This is a genomic window from Frigoribacterium endophyticum (assembly GCF_011759585.1).
GTDB lineage: Bacteria > Actinomycetota > Actinomycetes > Actinomycetales > Microbacteriaceae > Frigoribacterium > Frigoribacterium endophyticum.
The window spans coordinates 100294-116348 of the sequence record NZ_JAAOYV010000002.1 but is presented as its reverse complement, the minus strand read 5'-3'; the positions used below and the strand labels follow the sequence as shown (position 1 = coordinate 116348).

General features: G+C 73.9%; 12 protein-coding genes. 4 read left to right on the top strand and 8 right to left on the bottom strand.

Features of this window, described 5'->3' with window-relative positions:
• Positions 1-77 precede the first annotated feature (77 nt).
• Positions 78-812, bottom strand: a complete 735-nt coding sequence (locus tag FHR77_RS07855; RefSeq protein WP_167259595.1) for a FadR/GntR family transcriptional regulator — start codon at positions 810-812, stop codon at positions 78-80.
• A gap of 362 nt (positions 813-1174) precedes the next feature.
• Here FHR77_RS07855 and FHR77_RS07850 point away from each other — a divergent pair, with 362 nt between their 5' ends.
• Positions 1175-1660 carry a gluconokinase gene (locus FHR77_RS07850; RefSeq protein WP_235491316.1) on the top strand — a complete coding sequence of 162 codons (486 nt, stop codon included), beginning with the start codon at positions 1175-1177 and terminating at the stop codon, positions 1658-1660.
• A 117-nt stretch (positions 1661-1777) separates the two neighbouring features.
• Positions 1778-3025: an alcohol dehydrogenase catalytic domain-containing protein gene (locus FHR77_RS07845; protein WP_243861619.1), complete on the top strand. Its 1248-nt coding sequence runs from the start codon at positions 1778-1780 to the stop codon at positions 3023-3025.
• 202 nt (positions 3026-3227) lie between these two features.
• Here the strand turns inward: FHR77_RS07845 and FHR77_RS07840 are convergent, their stop codons facing one another.
• The 4 genes from FHR77_RS07840 to FHR77_RS07825 all read right to left on the bottom strand — a co-directional run bounded on the left by FHR77_RS07840 (position 3228) and on the right by FHR77_RS07825 (position 8834).
• Positions 3228-3788 carry a GNAT family N-acetyltransferase gene (locus FHR77_RS07840; RefSeq protein WP_167259593.1) on the bottom strand — a complete coding sequence of 187 codons (561 nt, stop codon included), beginning with the start codon at positions 3786-3788 and terminating at the stop codon, positions 3228-3230.
• A gap of 30 nt (positions 3789-3818) precedes the next feature.
• On the bottom strand, positions 3819-5189 hold the full coding sequence (locus FHR77_RS07835) for an MFS transporter (protein WP_167259592.1): 1371 nt from the start codon (positions 5187-5189) through the stop codon (positions 3819-3821).
• Positions 5190-5225: 36 nt separating this feature from the next.
• Complete coding sequence (locus tag FHR77_RS07830; RefSeq protein ID WP_167259591.1) at positions 5226-7823, bottom strand: ATP-dependent DNA ligase; 2598 nt, start codon at positions 7821-7823, stop codon at positions 5226-5228.
• A gap of 123 nt (positions 7824-7946) precedes the next feature.
• Entirely contained in the window at positions 7947-8834 is an 888-nt protein-coding gene (locus tag FHR77_RS07825; RefSeq protein ID WP_167259590.1) for an SDR family oxidoreductase, read from the bottom strand.
• 92 nt (positions 8835-8926) lie between these two features.
• Here FHR77_RS07825 and ku point away from each other — a divergent pair, with 92 nt between their 5' ends.
• Complete coding sequence (ku, locus tag FHR77_RS07820; RefSeq protein WP_167259589.1) at positions 8927-9940, top strand: non-homologous end joining protein Ku; 1014 nt, start codon at positions 8927-8929, stop codon at positions 9938-9940.
• A 24-nt stretch (positions 9941-9964) separates the two neighbouring features.
• Here ku and FHR77_RS07815 read toward each other — a convergent pair whose 3' ends face one another.
• Positions 9965-10240: a DUF7218 family protein gene (locus FHR77_RS07815; protein ID WP_167259588.1), complete on the bottom strand. Its 276-nt coding sequence runs from the start codon at positions 10238-10240 to the stop codon at positions 9965-9967.
• A 79-nt stretch (positions 10241-10319) separates the two neighbouring features.
• On the opposite strand from FHR77_RS07815, the gene FHR77_RS07810 reads away from it, so the two are divergent.
• On the top strand, positions 10320-11516 hold the full coding sequence (locus tag FHR77_RS07810; RefSeq protein WP_341777280.1) for an FAD-binding domain-containing protein: 1197 nt from the start codon (positions 10320-10322) through the stop codon (positions 11514-11516).
• 46 nt (positions 11517-11562) lie between these two features.
• Here the strand turns inward: FHR77_RS07810 and FHR77_RS07805 are convergent, their stop codons facing one another.
• Both FHR77_RS07805 and FHR77_RS07800 read right to left on the bottom strand, forming a co-directional pair.
• Positions 11563-13971 (bottom strand): phosphoketolase family protein, encoded by a 2409-nt coding sequence (locus FHR77_RS07805; RefSeq protein ID WP_167259586.1) that lies wholly within the window; start codon positions 13969-13971, stop codon positions 11563-11565.
• Positions 13972-14032: 61 nt separating this feature from the next.
• Positions 14033-15982, bottom strand: coding sequence for a glycoside hydrolase family 15 protein (locus FHR77_RS07800; RefSeq protein ID WP_167259585.1), 1950 nt, complete (start codon positions 15980-15982; stop codon positions 14033-14035).
• Between the last annotated feature and the right edge of the window lie 73 nt (positions 15983-16055).

The following is a 16055-nucleotide window of genomic DNA, read 5'->3' as shown; positions in this document are numbered from 1 at the left end:
GGCGCCGCGCCCCCTGCCCGGCCGACGCTAGGCCGGAGCCGGGCCGCCCGCGATGAACGGCGCGTGAACGCTTGCGGTCAGTGCAGTTCCTCGTCCGACTCACGGACGAACTCGTCGACCGTGCCCGAGATCAGTTCCCACGCGGCGCGGAACGCCACGTCGGCGTCGCCGGCCGCGAGCGCCTCCGCGAGGGCGAGGTGCGCGGCGGCGGCGGCGGGCGTCCAGTCGGTGATCGTCGCGCGGGCCTCCTCGACGCGGGTGCGCAGCAGGGCCTCGACCTGGGTGGCGAAGTGCCCGATCACCTGGTTGCCCGAGCCGCGCAGCAGCGCGGTGTGGAAGGCGACGTCGGCCTCGAGGTAGCGGGGCCCGTCGCCCGCGGCGTCGGCATCGACCATCGTGCGGGCGGCCTCCAGCACGACGGCGGCCTGCAGCGGGTCTGGCGTCAGCGCGCCGAGGCGGGCGGCCATCGGCTCGAGCCCGAGCCGCAGCTCGAGCAGCTCGCGCATCTGGGTGAAGTACTCGGGGCCGCGGCCGCGCCAGAGGATCACCTGCGGGCTCATCAGGTCCCAGGAGGCGCGGGGCAGCACCTGGGTCCCGGTGCGCTGCCGGGGCTCCACCATCCCGAGCGACTGGAGCACGCGGAGCACCTCGCGCAGAACCGACCGTGACACCGAGAACCGCTCGCTCATCGCCTCGACGTTGAGGATGGCGCCGGGGGCGAGGCGCCCGTCGACGATGTCCTGGCCGAGTGCGTCGACGACGCGGGCGTGGAGCCCGCGGTCGCGGGAGGCGGAGGGGAGTCCGGTCGTCATCGTGGTCTTCCTGAGCCCTCGCGGGCGTCTTGCCGGGGGAAGTCGCCGTGTGGCACACTCCTGGGGTCTGATTAATCTGATTATTCAGATCCGCGCGTCCTCCCAGGATGGCAGACCGGCAGCCCCGGCCTCCACGACCGGCCGACCGACGCCGCCCCGCCGGGCGGTGCGCGCGGGCCCTCCCCAGACGACGAGGTCGCAGAGAAGCGTCCTCGGAAGGACGCGACACCATGACCTCTCCCTCCCCGACTCCCGCCTCCGGCCCCCTGCTGCGTGACGCCTCCCGCGACGTGCCGACCGGAGGCGCGGCGCAGGTGCCCGAGACCGCGCGCCGCTGGTCGGGCGCCCCCGTGCTCGTCGTGATGGGCGTCTCGGGCTCGGGCAAGTCGACCGTGGCGGCGCTGGTCGCCGAGCGCCTCGGCTGGGACCACGCCGAGGGCGACGACCTCCACCCCGACGAGAACGTGGCGAAGATGGCGGCCGGCGTGCCGCTCGACGACGACGACCGGGCGCCGTGGCTCGACACCGTCTCGTCGTGGATCATCGAGCACGCGATGCAGGGCGTGCCCGGCGTCATCACCTGCTCGGCGCTCAAGCGCAGCTACCGCGACGTGCTGCGCGAGCTCGACGTCGTCTTCGTCTACCTCCGCGGCAGCAACGACCTCATCGGCGGCCGGATGGCGGCGCGCCCCGGCCACTTCATGCCGGCTTCGCTGCTCGACTCGCAGCTCGCGACCCTCGAGCCGCCGCAGGCCGACGAGCGCCACATCGTCGTCGACGCGACGCAGACGCCCGAGCAGGAGGCCGACGACGTCATCCGGCTGCTGGGGCTCTCGCCGACCCGCTGACCGGCACCGCGCCTCCTCTCGTTCACCTGCCGGACGCCGGCCGATCACCGGCGCTCCGTAGCGTCGGGGGCACGACGCGGGCACCGGAGCCGCGGCGCGCGACGGGGGCGGCACGGCATGACGAACAGGGCGACGACCCGCGCGGGGGCGCGGGGCGCGGGCGGCACCGCGACGGGGCCCGTGACGCTGCCGCCGGGGCGTGACCTGGTGCTGCCGGAGGCGGCGGTCGCGATGACCTGGCAGGGCCCGGGCCGCCCGCTGCAGGCCGTCGCCGTGCCCGGGGTGCGGCTGCAGCGCGGCGACGCGCTCGTGCGGGTCGACCTCGCCACGATCTGCGACTCCGACGTGCACACCGTCGCCGGGCGTCGGCCGGGCGCGACCCCGTGCGTGCTCGGCCACGAGCAGGTGGGGCGCGTCGTCGACGCCGACGCGCACGCGCGGTCGGTCGACGGGCGCCGGCTGCTGCCGGGCATGCGCGTCGTCTGGTCGGTGGTCGTGGCGTGCGGCCGGTGCGTGGAGTGCCACCGCGGGCTGCCGCAGGCCTGCGCGAGCCTCGAACGGCACGGGCACGCGGCCGTCCGTCGCTCGTGGGAGCTCGGCGGCGGGTTCGCCAGCCACGTCCACGTGCGCCGGGGGGCCGCGGTCGTCGTCGTCGACGACGACGCGGTGCCCGACGAGGTGCTCGCCCCCGCGTCGTGCGCGGTCGCGACCGCCGCGGAGGCCGTGCACCGCGCCTCCTCGCTGCTGGCCCTGGCGGCCGGGGGCGCGGTCGCGGAGGCGCTCCGCGGGCAGGTGGTCGTCGTCTCGGGGGCCGGGGCGCGCGGGCTCGCGGCGACGGCGATGGCGACGCAGGCGGGGGCCCGGGTCGTGGTCGTCGAGGCCTCGGAGTGCCGGCGGCTGCTCGCGTGCCGCTTCGGAGCGGCCGCGGTCGCGGACCCGGGGGAGTCGCGGGGCCCGCTGAGCCTCGCCCGGGCGCTCGCGCAGGTGGACCGCTCGGGCCGCCACCGCACCGTCGCCCTCGAGACCTCGGGCAGCTCCGCCGCCGTGGCGCTGCTCGTCGACACGGTCGGCGTGGGCGGGGTGGTCGTGCTCGCCGGGCCGGTCGCGCCGGGAGCGGCCGTGCCGGTGCTGCCCGAGAGGGTGGAGCGGGGGCTGCTCACCCTCACCGGGGTGCACGACTACGCGCCCGCGAGCCTCGTCGCCGCGGTCGCGTTCGTCTCCGAGCAGCGGCACCGCTACCCGTTCGCCGAGCTCGTCGAGCACGTCGTGCCGCTCGAGCAGCTCGACGACGCGCTGCGGCTCGCGAGCGCGCCGGGGGCGCCGGTGCGGGTCGGGGTGCGGCCGGGGCGAGCCGGCGGGCGGTGACCGCGTGCCGGGTCAGGCGGCGTCGCCGGCCGGTGAGCGGGCGCCGTGTCGCGCGGCTGCGGTTCGACCATCGCCCCGCCGCCTGGCGATCAGCCCCGCCCTCGCGTCCTCCCCGTCCCCGCCGAGTGGTCACGAACTGTCGCTCCGACCCCGGTCGAGGCGCAGTTCGTGACCACTCGACCCTGACCCGGGCGACGGGGGGCTAGGCCGACGAGGCGCGATCCGCCCGGTAGAGGACGTGGGGCCGGAGGCGGTGGCCCGGCGGCAGGGCCGGGTGCGCGAAGTCGTCGGCCGGGTCGCGCCGCAGGCCGATCCGCTCCATCAGCGCCCGGGAGCGCAGGTTGAGCGCCGCCGTGAAGCTCACGACGCCGGGCAGGTCGGCACCGGCAGGGTCGAGCGCGTGCCGCAGCACCTCGCGCGCGGCCTCGGTCGCGAGCCCCCGGCCCCACGAGTCGCGACGGAGGCGCCAGCCGATCTCGACGGGGTCGACGAGGGCCCGGCCCCCGGCGACGACCTCGAACGACGGACGCGACAGGCCGACGAAGCCGACGAACTCGCCGTCAGCCCGCTGTTCCACCGCCCAGAGGCCGAAGCCGTCGCGCTCGAAGCCTGCCTCGATGCGGTCCACCAGCGCGTCGGACTCGGCGGGCGTGCGCGTCGAGGGGAAGAACTCCATCACGACGGGGTCGGCGTTCATCGCCGCGAACGGGGCACGGTCGGCGTCGCGCCAGCGGCGCAGCAGGAGACGGTCGGTGGTGAGCACCCGACGACGCTAGCGCGCCGCCGCGAGTGGTCACGAGGAGGCGCGGCCCGACCCCCGCAGACCGACGAACGACACGGCGGCGCTCCCCACGAGCAGCACCGCGACCACGACGACGACGCGGTGGAACCCGTCGACGGTCAGCGCGCCTCCGGCGATCACGCCGAGGAACGCGACGGCGACGAGCCCGGCGACGCGCGAGATCGCGTTGTTGACCGCCGAGGCGATGCCCGACCGGGCCGGCGAGACCTGCGACAGCACGGCCGAGGTCAGCGGCGCCACCGTCACCGCGAGGCCGAACCCGAAGAGCACGACGCCGGGCACGACCTGCCACCAGACGTCGATCGGGTCGCGGACGAGCAGCATCCAGACGAACCCGCTCGCCGTGATCAGCGGCCCGACCGTCATGAACAGACGGGGGCCGTGCGTCGCGGCGAGCGTGCCGAACAGGGTGGAGAAGAGCAGCGACACGATCGTCGTCGGCAGCGTGACGAGCCCGGCGACGGTGGCCGACAGGCCAGCGAGCTCCTGCACGACGAGCGGGATGGTCAGCGTGCCGAGGTTGAGCGCCGCGTAGAGGCCCACCGTCGCCAGATTGCCGACGGTGAACTCGCGGGTGCGGAAGAGGTCGAGCGGCATCATCGGGTGCGGCGTGCGCCGCTCCCAGGTCACGAACGCCACGAGGGCCACGAGGCCGACGACGAGCGGCACGAGGACGAACCAGGTGCCGAAGCCGACGCGCTGCCCCTCGATCAGCGCGAACACGGGCCCGGCGAGGCCCACCGCGGCGAGCACGGCGCCCACCACGTCGACGCGGGCGGGGGCGTCGGGCGTGCCGCGGTGGGCGTCGCCGGGGAGGCGCGTCATGAGCACCAGCGTCACCGCCACCGGCAGCACCACCACCCCGAAGACCCAGCGCCAGCCGATCGTGTCGACGAGGGCGCCGCCGGTGAGCGGGCCGACGAGGAAGGCGACCCCGGTCCAGGCGGTCCAGCGGCCGATGGCGCGGCCCTGCTCGGGGCCGCTGTAGGTCGAGGTGATGAGGGCCAGGCTGCTCGGCACGAGGAGGGCCGCGGCCACGCCCTGCAGCGCGCGGGCCGTGATGAGCAGGCCGGGGTCGGGGGCGAGGGCCGCGAGCGCGCTCGTGGCGGCGAAGGCGACGAGCCCGGCGCGCAGCACCCGGACGCGCCCGAAGGTGTCGCTGAGCGAGCCGGCCACGAGCATCAGCGAGCCGAGCGTCAGCAGGTACGCGTCGACGACCCACTGCTGCAGCGTGAGGTCGCCGCCGAGTTCGCCGGCGATGGCCGGCAGGGCGACCGTCACGATCGATCCGTCGAGGAACGCCACGAACGACGCGAGCACCGCGACCACGAGCACGATGCGCTGGCCGCGGGCGTCTGTCATGCCCCGAGTCTCCTCCATGCGGCGGGGAGGCGCGGCTCAGCTCTCGCGCACCACGTCGCCCGGCGACTTGTCGGGTCGCCAGCCGCGCCACGACGGCTGCCGCAGCCGCCCGGTCGAGGTCCACTCCGCGAACGACACCTCGCCGACGCGCGACGGCGTGATCCAGTGCGCGTCGCGGGCGTCGGCCGCCGGCACGTCGACGAGCGGGCTGGTCTTCCTCTCGACGCGGCGGAACTCGGTGAGCAGCTCGTCGAGGTCGCGGTCGCGGAACCCGGTGCCGACGCGCCCGACGTACGTCAGCCCGTCGTCGCCCGGCACGCCCATCAGCAGCGAGCCCACCCCGGAGGCGCGGCGACCGTTGCCGGGCCGCCACCCGGCGATCACCACCTCCTGGGTCGCGTGGTGCTTCATCTTGATCCAGGCCCGCGAGCGCCGGCCGGGGCTGTAGGCCGCGTCGCGGCGCTTCGCCACGACCCCCTCCAGCCGGAGGCGCTGCGACGTCCGCATCGCCGCCTCCAGGTCGCCGTCGAAGACGACCGGCACGTCGACCGCGCCCTCCGGCCGCACCACGCGCTCGAGCACCTCGCGGCGCTCGTCGTACGTGCGTCGCACGAGCGACCTGCCCTCGGCGTGCAGCACGTCGAAGAGCAGGTACCGCACGGGCGCGCCCTTCGCCGCGGCCTCCACCTCGCGGGGCTTCGTCAGGCCCATCCGCGTCTGCAGCAGGCCGAAGTCGGGGCGACCGGTCTCGTCGACGGCCACGACCTCGCCGTCGAGCACCGCGCCTCCCTCGCTGTCGACGAGGCCTGCGAGCGCCTGCAGCTCGGGGTAGGCGGGCGTCAGGTCGTGGCCGTTGCGGCTGGTCAGGGTGACGCGGTCGCCCTGGACGACGGCGACCGCGCGGATGCCGTCCCACTTCATCTCGTAGGCCCAGTCGTCGTCGACGTCGGCCGCGGTGCCGGCGACGGCGAGCATGGGGGAGACGGGCTCGAGGTCGCCCGCGTCGCCGCGGCCGCTCGACGACGGCGACGACCCCGAGGAGTCGCGGGTCGAGCGGGCGGCCCCGCTGCCGGCCCCCGAGCCGATCACCGTCCGGCCCTTCTTCTTCTTCCCTGCGGCGGCCCCCGTCGAGCCGTGGCCGCCGTGGCCGCCGTGACCGCCGTGCCCGTCGGCGCCCGCGCGTCCCGCGTCGTCGGCCATGCGGTGGATCAGCCAGTTCTTCTCCGACGACCCGCCGCCGTGCCCGGTGTGGATGAGGGCGACCCGCCGGCTGCCGCGCTGCTCGCCGTGCAGCACCGCGATGACCTCCTCGCCCTCCCGCCACTTCTCGAGCTCGTACGTGCCGGAGTCCCAGATGGTGACCTCGCCCGCGCCGTACTCGCCCTTCGCGATCGTGCCCTCGAAGGTGCCGTACTCGAGCGGGTGGTCCTCGGTCTGGACGGCGAGGTGGTTCTGGCCGGGGTCGTCGGGCTCGCCCTTCGGCAGCGCCCAGCTGACCAGCACGCCGTCGTGCTCGAGGCGGAAGTCCCAGTGCAGGCGGCTCGCGTGGTGCTCCTGGATGACGAAGCTGCGGCCGTCGCTCGTCGGCGGCGCCTCGGCGGGCACGGGCTCGCGCGTCTTGGCGGGGTCGCGCATGGAGCGGTACGTCGCGAGCCTGTCGCGGCGCTGGCGGGTCTCGCCGTCGCCCGACGGATCGTGCTCCGGCGACTCGGTGTTGCGCATGTCGTCGCCGAGCTCACCCGGCGGCACGGGCGTGCCGCTCGACACGTCGGCCAACGGGTCGCCGCGTCGCCGCAGGCGCGCCAGCACCTCGGGGTACTCCAGCTGCCCCAGCTGCCTCGACGCCAGCTCGCGCCAGGTGCGCGGCGTCGCGACCGTCGGCCGCTCGCGCCCGCGCAGCGAGTACGGCGCGACGGTGGTCTTGTTCCCGTTGTTCTGCGACCAGTCGAGCAGCACCTTGCCGCGGCGGTCGGCCTTGCCCATCGTGCTGATCACGAGGTCGGGGTGGTCGGCCTCGACGGCCCGGGCGAGCTCGTGGGCGACGTCGCTGACCTGGGCGCTCGTCTGCCCGCCGTCGAGCCGCGCGTAGAGGTGGACGCCCTTGCTGCCGCTCGTGACCGGCACGAGCTCGAGGCCCATGCCCTCGAGGAGCGGCCGCAGCAGCTGCGCGACCTCGACGCACTCGGCGAGGCCGACGCCCTCGCCCGGGTCGAGGTCGAGCACGAGCCGGTCGGGGTTCCGCTGCGCGCCGCGCGGGCCGAAGCGCCACTGCGGCACGTGCACCTCGAGCGCGGCGACCTGGCCGAGCCAGGTCAGCGTCGCGAGGTCGTTGACGAGCGGGTACGTGTTGGCGTGGTCGCTGTGCTGGATCTCGTGGCGCGCCACCCACTCCGGCGCCGAGTCGGGCAGGTTCTTCTCGAAGAACACCTGGCCGTCGACGCCGTTCACCCAGCGCTTGCGGGTGGCCGGGCGGCCCTCGACGTGCGGCAGCATCCACTCGGCGACGGCGGCGTAGTAGCCGAGCACGTCTCCCTTGGTCGTGCCCGTGGCCGGGTACAGGACCTTGTCGAGGTTGGTGAGCTGCAGCGTGTGGCCGCCGACCTGCACGCGCTCGCCGCGTCCCTTCGGGCCCATGGCGCGCCTCCTCGTGTCGTCCGTGGCTGGTGGTCTCGTTCTACCCGTTCCGCGCCGCGTCGGGCACGGAGCGGCCCGCCGTCCGACGGGCGGACGGCGGGCCGGCAGGAGGCGCGGTGCCGGTCAGACGGCCGGGGTGCCGCCCGCGATCGTGATCGTGGCGCCGCTCGTGTAGCTCGACTCGGGGCTGACGAGGTGCACGTACGCCGCACCGAGCTCGGCGGGCTGGCCGGGGCGGCCGTACGGGGCCTGCATGCCGAACTCGGAGACGGTCTCGCCGTCCTGCGAGGCGGGCTGCAGCGGGGTCCAGATCGGGCCGGGCGAGACCTGGTTGACGCGGATGCCCTTCGGCGCGAGCTGCTGGGCGAGGCCCGCCGTGAACACGCCGATGGCGCCCTTGGTCAGGGCGTAGTCGAGCTTGTCGGGGGAGGGCTGCGTGCCCTGGATCGACCCGGTGGTGACGATCGCCGAGCCGGGCTCGAGGTGCGGCAGCGCCGCCTGCGTCAGCCAGAAGAGCGAGTAGACGTTGGTCTTGATCGTCTGGTCGATGCCCTCGGTCGTCATCTCGAGGATGTCTTCGTGGCTCTCCTGGTGGCCGGCCACCATCACGAGCGTGTCGAGGCCGCCGAGCTCCTCGACGGCCTTCGACACGAGGTCGTGGCAGTACTGCTCGTCGCTGATGTCGCCGGGGAAGAGCACGGCCTTCCGGCCCTCGCCCTCGAGCAGGTCGCGCACCTCCTCGGCGTCGGCCTGCTCGTCGGGCAGGTAGCTGAGCACGAGGTCGGCGCCCTCGCGGCTGAGCGCGATGGCGGCGGCGCGGCCGATGCCCGAGTCGGCGCCGGTGACGACGCCGCGGTAGCCGGTGAGGCGCTCCTTGCCGACGTAGCTGGTCTCGCCGTGGTCGGGCTTCGGGTCCATCCGCCGCGCCTCGCCCGGCAGCGACTGCTCCTGCTCGGGGAAGGGCGGGACGGGGTAGAGGTCGACGGGGTCCTTCTTGTCGTACTGGCTCATGCGGTCCACCGTGCTCCCGCGCGCCTCCCCGTGCTCGGCCGTTGTACCCCGAACCCGGTCGTTCGGGGTGCGTTCGGAGGCATGATGACCCCATGCGATCGATCTGGAAGGGCGCGATCACGTTCGGGCTCGTCAACGTGCCCGTGAAGCTCTACAGCGCCACGGAGGACCACGACGTCTCGCTGCACCAGGTGCACGACGCCGACGGCGGGCGGATCCGCTACCAGCGACGCTGCGAGATCTGCGGCAAGGTCGTCGACTACGAGCACATCGACAAGGCCTTCGACGACGGCGACCGCACGGTCGTGCTGACGGAGGACGACCTGAAGTCGCTGCCCGAGGAGCGCTCGCGCGAGATCGACGTGCTCGAGTTCGTGCCGAGCGACCAGCTCGACCCGATCATGTTCGACCGCAGCTACTTCCTCGAGCCGGACTCGTCGTCGCCCAAGGCGTACGTGCTGCTGCGGCGCACGCTGGAGGAGACCGAGCGCACCGCGATCGTGCACTTCTCGCTGCGCCAGAAGACCCGCCTCGCCGCCCTGCGGGTGCGCGGCGACGTGCTGATGCTGCAGACGCTGCTCTGGGACGACGAGGTGCGCGAGGCGCGCTTCCCGGTGCTCGACCAGACGGTGCGGATCAGCTCGAAGGAGCTCGACATGTCGGGCTCGTTGGTGGAGTCGCTCGGCGACGACTTCGACCCGTCGCAGTTCGAGGACGACTACCAGGAGGAGCTGCGCAAGCTCATCGACGCCAAGCTCGAGGAGGGCGAGTCGCTCGACACCGACGCGACCTTCGGCCGCAGCGAGGACGACGACGACGAGGGCGACGGCGGGTCGGACGGCGAGGTCATCGACCTCATGGAGGCGCTGCGCCAGTCGGTCGAGCGCAGCCGGTCGGCCGGGTCGTCACGCGCCCCCGCGAAGAAGCGCACCGGAGGCGCGGGGTCGGCGAGCGGGAAGGCCCCGGCCGAGAAGGCGGCCGCGAAGAAGGCGCCCGCGAAGAAGGCGCCCGCGAAGAAGGAGCCGGCGAAGAAGGAGCCAGCGAAGAAGGCTCCGGCGAAGAAGGATCCCGCGAAGAAGACCGCGGCGACGAAGGAGGCCAGCTGACCCGTCGGGGCCGTCGCCCCGACCTCAGTGGTCGCGCAGCATCTCGATCAGCTCGTCCTTCTTCCGGTCGCTGTACCCGCTGAGCCCCAGTTCCTTCGCGCGGCCGCGGAGGTCGTCGACGGTCCAGTCGTCGTACGACCCCGACCGCCCGCCCTTCGCCGCGACCTCCTCCTCGCTGTTGCCCTTCTGAGCAGCGGCGTTGGAGATGCGCGCCGACTTCTCCTTCGAGGCGCCCTCCTCACGCAGGGCCTCGTACATCTCGGGGTTCTTCAGCTGCGGGGGCGTCTCGTCCTTCGGCATGCCCGTGACCGTACGCCGCGTCGACCGCGCTGTCCCGCCGCCCCGGCGTCGCCCACCCCGTGGGGCGCATGATGGGCCGGTGCCCACCCCCACCAGAGCCGCCGGCCTCGACGCGCTGGAGGACTTCGTCCCCCGCGCCGGCGCCGCCTACGCCCGAGACCGCAACCACGACGACGGGCCCTCCCGGAGCAACGTCTCCGGGCTGTCGCCGTACCTGCGCCACCGCCTCGTGACCGAGCAGGAGGTCGTCGAGGCCGTCCTGGCCCACACCAGCCTCGGGGCCGCCGAGAAGTTCGTCCAGGAGGTGTTCTGGCGCACGTACTGGAAGGGGTGGCTGGAGCAGAACCCCGAGGTCTGGCGGCGGTACCGTCACGACGTCGCCGAGCTCACGGCGGGCGACCTCCCCCCGGGCCACCACGACGCCGTCGAGGGGCGGTCGGGCATCGAGGCGATGGACGCCTGGGTGCGCGAGCTGGTCGACACCGGCTACCTCCACAACCACACGCGCATGTGGTTCGCCAGCATCTGGGTGTTCACGCTCGGCCTGCCCTGGCAGCTCGGCGCCGACTTCTTCCACCGGCACCTGCTCGACGGCGACGCCGCCTCGAACACGCTCTCGTGGCGCTGGGTCGCCGGGCTGCAGACGCGGGGCAAGACCTACCTCGCGACGGCCTCGAACATCTCGCGGTTCACCGACGGCCGCTTCTCGCCGGCCGGCCTGGCCACGACGGCCCGCGCCCTCGACGAGGAGGCGCTGCCAGCCCGGACCCCCATCGACTTGGACGACGTCGTGGGGCGGGTCGGCGACCGGGTCGGACTGCTGCTGCACGAGGAGGACCTCGAGGCCGGCAGCCTGCTCGCCGAGCGGCCCGACCTCGTCCACACGCTCCTGGCCACGGCCGTGAGCGCCGACGCCGGTGCGCGGTCCCCCTCGGGGGTCTCACCCGTCGTCGCCGCCTTCACGGCCGGGGCCGTGGCCGACGCCGCGGCGCGCACGCCGGACGCGAGCGGGCGCCGGGCCCGGGTCCTCGCCGACGCGGCGCCCGCGACGGTGCTGAGCTGGGCGCGGGCCGAGGGCCTCGACACGGTCGTCGTGCCGTTCGCCCCGGTCGGGCCCGTCGCTGAGCGACTGGAGGCGCTGCGCCCCGTGCTCGACGCCGAGGGCATCGCCCTCGTGACGGTCCGCCGCCGGTGGGACGGCACCGCCTGGCCCCACGCCGCCCGCGGCTTCTTCCCGTTCCGCGAACGGATCCCGGCACTGGTGCGTCAGCTCTGAGCAGAGCCTGGGTCAGGGGCGCCCGCGACCCGGGCGCCCCGGGCCGCTAGCGGCCGAACTCCCACTCGACGACCTCGGGCAGGTCCTCGCCGTGCTCGTAGGCGTACGCCCGCGCCTCCTCGCGCTTCGCCTCGAACTCGGCGACGAGCTCGGGGTGCTCGTCGGCGAGGCCCGGCACGCGGTGCAGCACGTCGAGCACGAGCCGGAACCTGTCGATGTCGTTGAGCATCGCCATGTCGAAGGGCGTCGTGGTCGTGCCCTTCTCCTGGAACCCGCGCACGTGCAGCGAGTCGTGGTTCGTGCGCCGGTAGGTCAGCTGGTGCACGAGCGACGGGTAGCCGTGGAAGTCGAAGACGACCGGCGCCGACGTCGTGAACAAGGCGTCGAAGTCGTCGCTCGTGAGCCCGTGCGAGTGCTCCCGCACGTCCTGCAGGCGCATGAGGTCCACGACGTTCACGACCCGCGTGACGAGCTGGGGGAGTCGCTTCTTCAGGATGTCGGCGGCGGCGACGGTCTCCAGCGTGGGCACGTCGCCGGCGCACGCGAGCACGACGTCGGGGTCGACCCCCTCGACCGGCGTGCCCTCCGTGCCCGCCCACTCCCAGATGCCGGCCCCGGCGGCGACGTGCGCCTCCGCCTCCTCCAGGGAGAGCCACGCGGGCGCCTCCTGCTTGCCCGCCACGATGACGTTCACGACGTCGGTGGTGCGGAGGGCGTGGTCGGCCACGGCCAGCAGCGTGTTCGCGTCGGGCGCGAGGTAGATCCGCACGAGGTGCGCCTGCTTGTTGACGACCACGTCGAGGAAGCCCGGGTCCTGGTGCGAGAAGCCGTTGTGGTCCTGTCGCCAGACGTGCGACGAGAGCAGGTAGGTGAAGCCCGAGATCGGGGCGCGCCACTCGATCTCGGCGGCGCTCTCGAGCCACTTGGCGTGCTGGTTGAACATCGAGTCGACGATGTGCACGAACGCCTCGTAGGTGTTGAGCAGGCCGTGGCGCCCCGTGAGCAGGTAGCCCTCCATCAGGCCGTGCAGGAGGTGCTCGCTGAGCACCTCCATCACACGGCCGCTCCGCGCGACGTGCTCGTCGTCCGCCTCGATGTCGGCGGCCCAGACCCGGTCGGTGACGTCGAACACCGGGTCGAGGCGGTTCGACACCGTCTCGTCGGGCCCGAAGAGCCGGAAGGTCTCGGGGTTGTCACGGACGACGTCGGCCAGCCAGCGGCCGAGCACGCGGGTCGCCTCGGCGGTGGTGCGGCGGTCGTCGCTCGTCTCCACGGCGTGCGCGCGGTAGTCGGTGAGCGACAGGTCACGGCGCACGAGGCCGCCGTTCGAGACCGGGATCGCGCTCATCCGCTTCTCGCCCCGGGGGCGCAGCGCGTCGAGGAACGCGGCCGGCGCCCCCGACTCGTCGAAGAGCCCCTCCGCGCCGTACGAGCGCATCCAGGCGTCGAGCTGCTCCCGGTGCTCGTCGTTCTCGCGGACCCCGCTCAGCGGCACCTGGTGGGCACGCCAGGTGCCCTCGACCTTCTTCCCGTCGACCTCCCTCGGGCCCGTCCAGCCCTTGGGGCTGCGCAGGACGATCATGGGCCAGCGCGGGCGCTCGACGCCGTCGCCGGAGCGCGCCTCCCGCTGGATCTCGTCGATGCGCCGGAAGGACTCGTCGAGCGCCGCCGCCATCTGGCGGTGCACCACCATCGGGTCCTCGCCGTCGAAGCCGCCCGAGACGACGATGGGCTGGTAGCCGTAGCCGTGGAACAGCTCGAGCAGCTCGCCCTCGGGGATGCGCGCGAGGATCGTCGGGTTGGCGATCTTGTAGCCGTTGAGGTTGAGGATCGGCAGCACGGCGCCGTCGTGGACGGCGTCGAGGAGCTTGTTCGCGTGCCAGCTGGTCGCCAGCGGGCCCGTCTCGGCCTCGCCGTCGCCGATGACGCACACGGCGACGAGGTCGGGGTCGTCGAGCACGGCGCCGTAGGCGTGGCTCAGCGAGTAGCCGAGCTCGCCGCCCTCGTTGATCGAGCCCGGCGTCTCCGGCGCGGCGTGGGAGGGGATGCCGCCGGGGGAGCTGAACTGCCGGAAGAGCCGCTCCATGCCCGTCGCGTCGAGGCTGACGTCCGGGAAGAGCTCGCTGTAGGTGCCCTCGAGCCAGGTGTTCGCGACCATCGCGGGCCCGCCGTGGCCGGGGCCGCAGACGTAGAGCAGGTCGCGGTCGTCGCGGCGGATGACCCGGTTGAGGTGTGCGTAGACGAGGCTCAGCGCGGGGGAGGTGCCCCAGTGCCCGAGCAGGCGTGGCTTGATGTCGTCGCGCGCGATCGGGCGCGTCAGCAGCGCGTTCTCCCGGAGGTAGATCTGGCCCACCGTGAGGTAGTTGGCCGCCCGCCACCACGCGTCGACGAGCTCGAGCTCGTCGGGCGTGGCGGGGCTCGCGGGGGCGGCGGGGGACGCGCTGTGGTCGCTCATCGGTTCTCCTCCTGGCGGTGGGTCGGTGCTGCTGGTGGCGGTGCTGCCGGTGTCGGTGCCGCTACTGCTCGCGGCTGGCCTCGTCGGCCCGGTCGTCGGAGGCGTCGTCGACGTCCTCGCCGCGCGCACGGCGCATCTCGTCGATGGTGATGGCGGCGTTGACCAGGGCGAGGTGGCTCAGGCCCTGCGGCATGTTGCCGAGGAACTGCCCGTCGTCGGCGCTGATCATCTCGGTGAAGAGCCCCAGGTCGTTCGACTGCTCGACGAGCTGGTCCATGAGCTCGACGGCCTCGTCGACGCGGCCGACGCAGGCGAGGGCGCCCGCGAGCCAGAAGGCGCAGGCCACGAACGTGCCCTCCTCCTCCGCGACGTCGCTGTAGCGGAAGAGCAGCGGGCCGGCGCCGAGCTCGTCGCGCAGGGCGTCGATGGTGCGCGACATGCGCTCGCCGCGGTCGAAGCCGCTGGGCGCGTGCAGCAGCACCGAGGCGTCGATCGCGTCGCTGCCCGGGTACATCAGGTACGCGCCGCGCTCCTCCGACCAGCCGTGCTCGTCGATCCACTCGACGATGAGGTCGCGGTTCGCCTTCCAGTGCTCCAGGTCGTCGGGGTCGGGGTGCATCTGCCCCTGCTCCGCGAGCTCGAGGGCGGAGGTGATGGCCTGCCAGCAGCCCATCTTGCTGCTCACGTAGTGCTGCTCCTCCGGCAGCTCCCACATGCCGCTGTCCTTCTCCTGCCAGCGACGGCACGCGTCGTCGGCGAAGCCGGCCAGCAGGTCGGCGGTCGACTCGTCGAGGATGTTGCCGCCCTCCGCGTACTGGCTCATCACGGCGAGGATGTCGGCGAAGACGCCCAGCTGCAGCTGCTCGCCGGCGGGGTTGCCCTTGTACACCGGGCCGATGCCGCGCCAGCCCTCGGAGCCCGTCCCGTGGGTGCCGTCGGGCACCGAGCCGTCGAGGCGCAGGAAGATGTGCATCTCGCGCCCGTTGGCCTTGAGCGCCTTGAGCATCCACGACACCGCGCCGTGGGTCTCCTCGCGGAGGCCGAACCGCAGCAGCGCGTTGACCGTGTAGGCGAGGTCGCGCACCCACGCGAAGCGGTAGTCCCAGTTCTTGTCGCCGGTGAAGTTCTCGGGCAGGGCCGTCGTCGCCGCGGCGGCGATCGCGCCGGTGGGGCTGAAGATCAGCAGCTTGAGCGCGAGCGCGCTGCGGTGCACCGCCTTGGCCCAGGGGCCGTCCCAGCTGAACTCGGTCGACCAGGTCTCCCAGTTCTCGATCGTGCGGTCGATGCCCTGGTCCACCACTCGCGGGTCGGGCAGGTGCAGGGGCTCGTCGTCGACGCCGCAGAGGCAGAGCAGCGAGCGCGAGCCGGGCGACGTGGTGAACGACCCGCGGAACTCGAGCGGGCCGTCGGCCTCCTCGCCGTGGCCGGGCTCGGTCGGGTCGGTGCGGCCGTGCTCGAAGCCGACCAGGGCGAGGTTGATGTCGGCGGCGCGCAGCACCGGCCCGTGCGGGGTGTCGACGCGGCGGATCGGGTGCGTGCCGAACGAGTTGCCCGGCACGACGGCCCAGCGCATCTCGACGCGGCCCCGCAGGCCGTCGACCCGGCGGGCCAGCTCGCTCCAGGGCAGCCGGCCGGCCACGCCGGTGATGAGGGCGTCGGTCACCTCGACGATGCCCGTGGAGGTGCGGAAGCGCGTGCGCAGCACGTTGGTGCCGGGCACGTAGGCCCGCTGCACGGTGAAGTCGTCATCGACCGGGCGCAGCTCGACCCGCCCGCCGGTGCGGGAGTCGACGATGCCGCTGAAGACGGGGTCGGTGAAGAGGGACGGCATCGGCAGCCAGTCGATCTGCCCGTCGCCGGCGACGAGGGCGACGGTGCGGCCGTCGCCGATCGCGCCGTAGGAGCGCAGGGCGACGTAGCCGTCCTCCCGGGGGTCGGGCGCCTGCCAGGCGTCGGGCTCGTCGCGGAAGGAGTCGGTCGTCTCGTGGACGCTCTCGAGGGTGTCGGTCACCCCTCCTACGGTGCTCTCCCGTGCCTCCTCGCGCTCGGCGCTCGCAGGAGGCTGTGTGCTGGGGGCCCTCGCG

Bases quoted from the DNA above. Each gene is read 5' to 3' on its own strand.
- FHR77_RS07855 (WP_167259595.1), bottom strand. From the start codon at position 812: ATGACGACCGGACTCCCCTCCGCCTCCCGCGACCGCGGGCTCCACGCC.
- FHR77_RS07850 (WP_235491316.1), top strand. From the start codon at position 1,175: ATGGGCGTCTCGGGCTCGGGCAAGTCGACCGTGGCGGCGCTGGTCGCC.
- FHR77_RS07845 (WP_243861619.1), top strand. From the start codon at position 1,778: ATGACGAACAGGGCGACGACCCGCGCGGGGGCGCGGGGCGCGGGCGGC.
- FHR77_RS07835 (WP_167259592.1), bottom strand. From the start codon at position 5,189: ATGACAGACGCCCGCGGCCAGCGCATCGTGCTCGTGGTCGCGGTGCTC.
- FHR77_RS07830 (WP_167259591.1), bottom strand. From the start codon at position 7,823: ATGGGCCCGAAGGGACGCGGCGAGCGCGTGCAGGTCGGCGGCCACACG.
- FHR77_RS07825 (WP_167259590.1), bottom strand. From the start codon at position 8,834: ATGAGCCAGTACGACAAGAAGGACCCCGTCGACCTCTACCCCGTCCCG.
- ku (WP_167259589.1), top strand. From the start codon at position 8,927: ATGCGATCGATCTGGAAGGGCGCGATCACGTTCGGGCTCGTCAACGTG.
- FHR77_RS07815 (WP_167259588.1), bottom strand. From the start codon at position 10,240: ATGCCGAAGGACGAGACGCCCCCGCAGCTGAAGAACCCCGAGATGTAC.
- FHR77_RS07805 (WP_167259586.1), bottom strand. From the start codon at position 13,971: ATGAGCGACCACAGCGCGTCCCCCGCCGCCCCCGCGAGCCCCGCCACG.